The 6,334-nt window shown below is 71.4% G+C and carries 5 protein-coding genes; all 5 read right to left on the bottom strand.

Annotated elements, in window-relative coordinates:
- The coding region (locus ABR571_RS11215; protein ID WP_409453288.1) for an acetylornithine transaminase at window positions 1–953 on the bottom strand (953 nt) is incomplete at its 3' end.
- Window positions 950–1,840, bottom strand: a complete 891-nt coding sequence (gene argB / locus ABR571_RS11210) for an acetylglutamate kinase (RefSeq protein WP_409453287.1) — start codon at window positions 1,838–1,840, stop codon at window positions 950–952. The genes ABR571_RS11215 and argB, both read right to left, overlap by 4 nt.
- Window positions 1,837–2,991: a bifunctional glutamate N-acetyltransferase/amino-acid acetyltransferase ArgJ gene (gene argJ / locus ABR571_RS11205; RefSeq protein WP_409453286.1), complete on the bottom strand. Its 1,155-nt coding sequence runs from the start codon at window positions 2,989–2,991 to the stop codon at window positions 1,837–1,839. Before argJ ends, argB begins: the two co-directional genes overlap by 4 nt.
- Entirely contained in the window at window positions 2,988–4,001 is a 1,014-nt protein-coding gene (argC, locus tag ABR571_RS11200; protein ID WP_409453285.1) for an N-acetyl-gamma-glutamyl-phosphate reductase, read from the bottom strand. The genes argJ and argC overlap by 4 nt, the downstream gene beginning before the upstream one ends.
- A 79-nt stretch (window positions 4,002–4,080) precedes the next feature.
- Window positions 4,081–6,334 (bottom strand): phenylalanine--tRNA ligase subunit beta (pheT, locus tag ABR571_RS11195; protein ID WP_409453284.1); only part of this gene is annotated, 2,254 nt, incomplete at its 5' end.

The following is a 6,334-nucleotide window of genomic DNA, read 5'->3' as shown; positions in this document are numbered from 1 at the left end:
ATTTCCTCGAGCCCGGACGCGAGGTGCTCACCGACGCGCTTTACGTTGTCGAGCAGGTGGTCGTCGGCGATGGTGCGGAGAACGGCGAGCGCTGCGGCGCAGGCGATCGGGTTGCCGCCGAAGGTGCTGCCGTGGTCGCCGGGTGAGAAGAGCTCCCCCGCCGGGCCGATGCCGATGCAGGCGCCGATCGGCAGCCCGCCGCCCAGTCCCTTGGCGAGCGTGATGATGTCGGGGCGGACGCCTTCGGCCTGGCTGGCGAACCAGTGCCCCGTGCGGCCGATCCCGCTCTGCACCTCGTCGACGATCATCAGGGCGCCGGCGGCGTCGCAGATCCGGCGGACGTCGGCCAGGAAGCCGGCCGGCGGGGGCACGACGCCCCCCTCGCCCAGCGTGGGCTCGACGATCACCGCCGCCGTTCGATGTCCGACGGCGGCGCCGAGGGCGTCCACGTCGCCGTAGTCGACGAAAGTGACCGGGCCGGGAAGCGGCTCGAACGGCGTGCGTTTGGCCGGGTTCCCGGTGGCGGCCAAGGCGCCCAACGTGCGGCCGTGAAAGCTGTTGTGGCAGGAAACCAGCTCGGTGCGCTGTTCGGGCCGGCCGTAGAGGCGGACGAGTTTGATGGCGCACTCGTTGGCCTCGGCGCCGCTGTTCGCGAAGAAGACGCGGGCGGGCAGGGAAAGAAGCTCGACCAGCTTCTCCGCGAGCTGGACGCCGGGCTCGTGCATGGAGAGGTTCGACGTGTGGGCCAGCTTGGCAACCTGACCGGACACCGCGTCGACGATCGCCGGATGCGCGTGGCCCAACGACGAGACGGCGATGCCGCCGACGAAGTCGAGGTAGGCGTTGCCGTCGGTGTCCCACACGCGCACGCCCTGGCCGTGGTCGAGGGCGATCGGCGGCGTTCCGTAGTTCGGCATCATCACCGCGTCCCAGCGCGGGGCCATGTTGTTCATGACAGCTCCTTCGTCGGGACGACCATGGTTCCGATTCCTTCGCTCGTGAAGATCTCGAGCAGCAACGAATGGGGCACGCGACCGTCGAGCACGTGGGCCCGGGAGACGCCGCCCTCGACGGCCCGCAGGCACGCCTCCATCTTCGGAACCATGCCGCTGGCCAGCCCCGGCAGCAGGGCAGCCAACTGTTCGGCATCGATCTCGCTGATGACTTCGTTGCTGGCCGGCCAGTCGGCGTAGAGCCCTTCCACGTCCGTCAGGACGATCAGCTTCTCGGCCGCCAGCCCTACTGCGATCGCAGCAGCCGCGGTGTCGGCGTTGACGTTGTAGGTCAAGCCGTCGAGGCCGCGGGCCACGGTGGCGATGACGGGGATCCGGCCGGCGTCGAGCAGGGCGTGCACGGCCGAGGGCTCGACGTCGACGACATCGCCGACCTGACCGATGTCGACCGGCTCTCCGTCGACGATGGCGGGCCGGCGCTCGGCGGTCAGCAGACCGGCGTCCTCACCCGAGAGCCCGACGGCGAAGGAGCCGTGGTCGTTGATCGCGTTGACGATCTCGGCGTTCACCTGGCCGGTGAGCACCATGCGCACGATGGAGATCGACTCCGGTGTGGTGACCCTGAGTCCCCCCCGGAACTCGGACTTGATGCCCAGGCGGGTCAAGTGCTCGGTGATCTGCGGTCCGCCGCCGTGCACGACGACCGGGCGGAGGCCGGCGTAACGCAGGAACACGATGTCCTCGGCGAACGCCGACTGCAGCTCGCGGCTCGTCATGGCGTTGCCGCCGTACTTCACCACGACGACCTTGCCGTGGAACCGCTCGAGCCACGGCAGGGCGTCGACCAGGATCTCCGCCCGCGCGAGCGCCTGCTCTCGCGTCCTCATGAGGAGTAGGCCGAGTTCTCTTCGACGTAGGCGTGCGAGAGGTCGTTGGTCCAGATGGTGGCGCCGCTGTCCCCGGCGTGCAGGTGGACGCCGATGTGCACGGCGCGACCGGTCAGGTCGACGAGCTCACGTGACTCCCCGGCCGCACCTGCGCGGCACACCTGAACGCCGTTGATGGACACGTCGAGGTCGTCGGGCTCGAAGGCCGCCGCGGTGGTGCCGATCGCGGCCAGTACCCGGCCCCAATTGGGGTCGTTGCCGAACAGGGCGCATTTGAGCAGGTTGTTCCGCGCGATCGACCGGCCGACATCGACTGCGTCGTCCTCGGTGGCCGCGCCCCCGATGTCGATGGTGATCTCCTTCGTCGCGCCTTCGGCATCGGCCAGGAGTTGCCAGGCCAGGTGCCGACAGACCTGGTCGAGCGCGGCCGCGAGGTCGGCCGGATCCGGTTCGACACCCGACGCGCCCGACGCGAGGACGACCACGGTGTCGTTGGTCGACATGCAGCCGTCGGAGTCGAGGCGGTCGAAGGTCTGCCGGGTCGCCTCGCGCAGAGCGTCGTCCAGAGTCCGGGCGTCCACTACGGCGTCGGTGGTGAGCACGCACAGCATGGTGGCAAGGCCCGGCGCCAGCATGCCGGCCCCCTTGGCCATGCCACCCACCGTCCAGCCGTCCGCATGACGGAACACGTCCTGTTTCGAGCGCGTGTCGGTGGTGCGAATCGCCTCGGCCGCGTGGTCGCCGCCGTCGGCCGACAGGACCTTGGCCGCCGCGTCCACGCCGGCGAGCAACTTGTCCATCGGCAACCGCTCCCCGATGAGGCCGGTCGAGCACACCGCGACCTCGCCGGGCCCGATGCCGAGAGCGGCCGCCACGTGCTCGGCCGTGCGATGGGTGTCGGTGAAGCCGGCCGGGCCGGTGCAGGCGTTCGCACCGCCTGAGTTGAGCACCACGGCGCGAAGGCGGCGATCGGCCAGCACCTGCTGCGACCACAGCACCGGCGCCGCCTTCACCCGGTTCGAGGTGAAGACCGCAGCCGCGGCGTCGGTCGGGCCGTCGTTCACCACGAGAGCGACGTCGGAACTGCCGGACGTCTTCAGTCCGGCGGCGACTCCCGCGGCACGGAACCCGCCGGCGGCAGTCACGCTCACGGAGCTGTCCCGTCGATGTGCAGCCCGGCTGTCTCCGGCAATCCGAGCATCAGGTTCGCGTTCTGCAGCGCCTGCCCTGCGGCACCCTTGCCCAAGTTGTCCAGGGCGCTCGTCACGAGGATGCGGCCCGAGTCGAGATCGACCACCGCCTGCAGATGGGCGCTGTTCGAACCGGCAGTCGCCGACGTCCTCGGTTGCTGACCGTCGGGCAGGACGTGGACGAAGGGCTCTTCGGCGTACGCCGCGGCCAACGCCTCCCGCACCTGCGACGTGGTGACCGTGCCGGTCGCGCGCAAGGCGGTGACAGAAAGGATGCCGCGGGGCATGGGCGCGAGCACCGGGGTCATGGTGAGGGACCGGGCGCCGCTCGCCTGTTTGATCTCCGGGACATGCCGGTGCACGCCCACCTTGTACCCGGTCAGGTCGCCCATCACCTCGCTGCCGAGAAGATGCGGCAGGGCGGCCTTGCCGGCACCGGACGTACCGCTGGCCGAGGTCACCACGACGTCATCGGCTTCCGCGATGCCGGCCGCGATCAACGGCGCGATGGCCAGGATGGCGGCGACCGCGTGGCAGCCGGAGTTGGCGACCCGCTGGGAGGCCGCGATGCGCGCCCGCTGACCCGGTAGTTCGGGAAGACCGTACGTCCAGGCGCCGGCGAATGTGCCGCCGTAGTAACGCTCGTGTGCGTCCGCGTCGGTCAGCCGGTGGTCGGACCCGAGATCCACCACCTTGACCGAGTCCGGCAGGTCCGCGGCGAGCGCCGGCGAGGCACCGTGGGGCAGGGCGAGGAAGACCAGGTCGGCCTCGGCCAGCACGCCCGGATCCGTCTCGCCGAAGACCAGATCGGCGACGGACCGCAGATTCGGGTGGAGCTCGCCCACCCGCTGACCAGCGTTGGAGTGCGCGGTGACGGCGGCAATCTCGAGATCAGGATGCGCGGCGATCAGGCGCAGCAGTTCCCCGCCTGCGTACCCGCTGGCCCCCGCTACCGCGACTCGAGCTCCCATGTGCACGATTATGCATCATGGCGCAACTTCATGCAGCGGTGGGACGGGCCTCGAGCCCAACTGGGGCAATTACCCAACGCTAGGACCGGAGGCGGGCGCCGTGCCGGTCGACGGCGGCTGCGATTGCCGCGTCGCGCGCCACCGTCGCTTCGTCGACCGTGAGGGTGCGGTCCGGTGCGCGGAACCGGAGGGCGAACGCCAGCGAGCGCACGTCCGAGCCCAGGCGTTCGGCGTCGGTGAACAGGTCGAACAACCGCACCGACTCGAGGAGCGGGCCGGCTGCATCGCGCAGGGTCTGTTGCACGTCTGCGGCCGCGACGTCCGGGCCGACGACGAGTGCGACGTCGAGGAGCACCGGTGGGTAGGTCGAGATCGCCGGGGCCGGAGCCGGCTCCGGGACCGGGATCGCGTCGATGTCGAGCTCCATCGCACAGGTGCGATCGGGCAGTCCGAGCGCTGCCACCACGCCTGGGTGCAGTTCGCCCGCGTACCCGATCACCGTGTCGTCCAGCACGAGAGCTGCACACCGCCCGGGATGCCACGGCGGCCGGTCGGCGGGTCGCGTCGTGAGCTCCGCCCGCGCCGCACGGGCCACGACCTGCGCGGCGTCCACGGCATCGGCCCACGACGCCGCTCGGCCGGGTCCCCACCACCCGCGCGGCTCGATCTCGCCGCAGAGCACCACCGCCAGGTGACGTGGCTGGTCGGGAAGGGCCGCGTCGAGCGCGGCGAGCTGGGCGTCGGAGGGGCGCCCCTCGACACCCGGGAGGTCAACGGCGGCCGACTGCGGGTCCTCGCGCGGGAGGAAGACGGCACCGATCTCGACGAGGGCGAGGTCGCGATTGCCGCGGCCGAGGTTGCGCACGGCCGTGGCGAGCAGGCCGGGCAGCAGCGACGTCCGGAGCTCGGGCTCGTCGTCGGACAGCGGATTGACGAGGCGTAGCGCCTTTCGGCGACAGTCGTCCGGCGCGAGCCCGAAGGCGTCGTGCACGGTCGGCGACACGAACGGATAGGACAGGACCTCGACGTAGCCGGCCGTTGCCACGGCACGGGAGATCGAGCGATACATCGACTGCCGGCCGGTCAGCCCGGTGCCGGCCGGTGCCGCCGGCAGCTCGGACGGCAGCCGGTCGTACCCGGCGAGCCGGACCACCTCTTCGACGAGATCGGCAGGCGCGAGCAGGTCGGGACGCCACGTGGGTGGCTGCACCTCGAGCACGTCGCCACCGTCGACGGTGCAGCCGACGGCCTGCAGATGGGCGATCACGTGCTCGCGGGCGATCGGCATGCCGGCGACCGTCTCCGGACGCTTGACGGCCATCGCGATCCGGGGCGGCGCGACCGCCGTGCCGACTACGGTGTAGCCGTCGATCGCGGCGGCACCCCCGTGGGCCACGAGCAGTTCGACGCAGCGGGCCAGCGCCACGCCGGCGATCTCCGGGTCGACGCCCCGCTCGAACCGGCGCGCCGCCTCGCTGGGCAGGCGGTGCCGCCGGACCGTCCGGGCCACCGACGCCGGGTTCCAATAGGCGGCCTCGAGCACGACGTCGGTGGTGTCGGGACCGATCTCGGTCGTCGCACCGCCCATCACCCCGCCCAGGCCAATCGGACCGGTGTCGTCAGTGACGACCATGTCCTCGGGATCGAGCGTCCGCAGGACGTCGTCCAGCGTCGTGATCTTCTCCGCGGGGGCCGCCCGCCGGACGGCGATCGGGCCGGTCAGCCTGGCTCGGTCGTAGGCATGCAGTGGCTGGCCGGTCTCGAGCATCACGTAGTTGGTGACATCGACCGCCAACGAGATCGCCCGGACGCCGCACTGTCGCAGGCGGCGCACGATCCAATCCGGCGTCGGCGACGTCGGGTCGAGCCCGGTGACCGCGCGGGCGGAGAAGCGCGGGCAGCCGGCGGGGTCCTCGACCCGGACGTCGTACGCGCGTCCGTCCGGCTCGGGCAGCCGTGCCTCGATGTCGTGGAACGGCGCGTCGAACGCCGCCGCCGCTTCGCGGGCGAGCCCGCGGATCGACATGCAGTAGCCGCGGTCGGTCGTCACCGCGATGTCCAGCACCGCATCGCGCAGACCGATGAGCTCGAGCGGATCGTCGCCGGGCTCGGCGGACCCGGTCGGCAGCACGAGGATGCCGTCGTGGTCGTCGCCGATGCCGAGTTCGCGCGTCGAGCAGATCATCCCATCCGAGACGTGGCCGTACGTCTTGCGGGCCGCGATCGCGAAGCCGCCGGGCAGCACCGCGCCCGGCAGCGACACCACGACGAGATCGCCGACCGCGAAGTTGTGCGCGCCGCAGACGATTCCACGGGGCTCCTCGTCGCCGACG

It is taken from the genome of Jatrophihabitans sp. (assembly GCF_046262535.1).
Classification (GTDB): Bacteria; Actinomycetota; Actinomycetes; order Mycobacteriales; family Jatrophihabitantaceae; genus Jatrophihabitans.
This window is presented reverse-complemented; position numbering and strand designations above follow the sequence as displayed.

What these genes read in the sequence shown, in the direction of transcription:
- argB (WP_409453287.1), bottom strand. Translation starts at nt 1,840, where the DNA reads ATGAGGACGCGAGAGCAGGCGCTCGCGCGGGCGGAGATCCTGGTCGAC.
- argC (WP_409453285.1), bottom strand. Translation starts at nt 4,001, where the DNA reads ATGGGAGCTCGAGTCGCGGTAGCGGGGGCCAGCGGGTACGCAGGCGGG.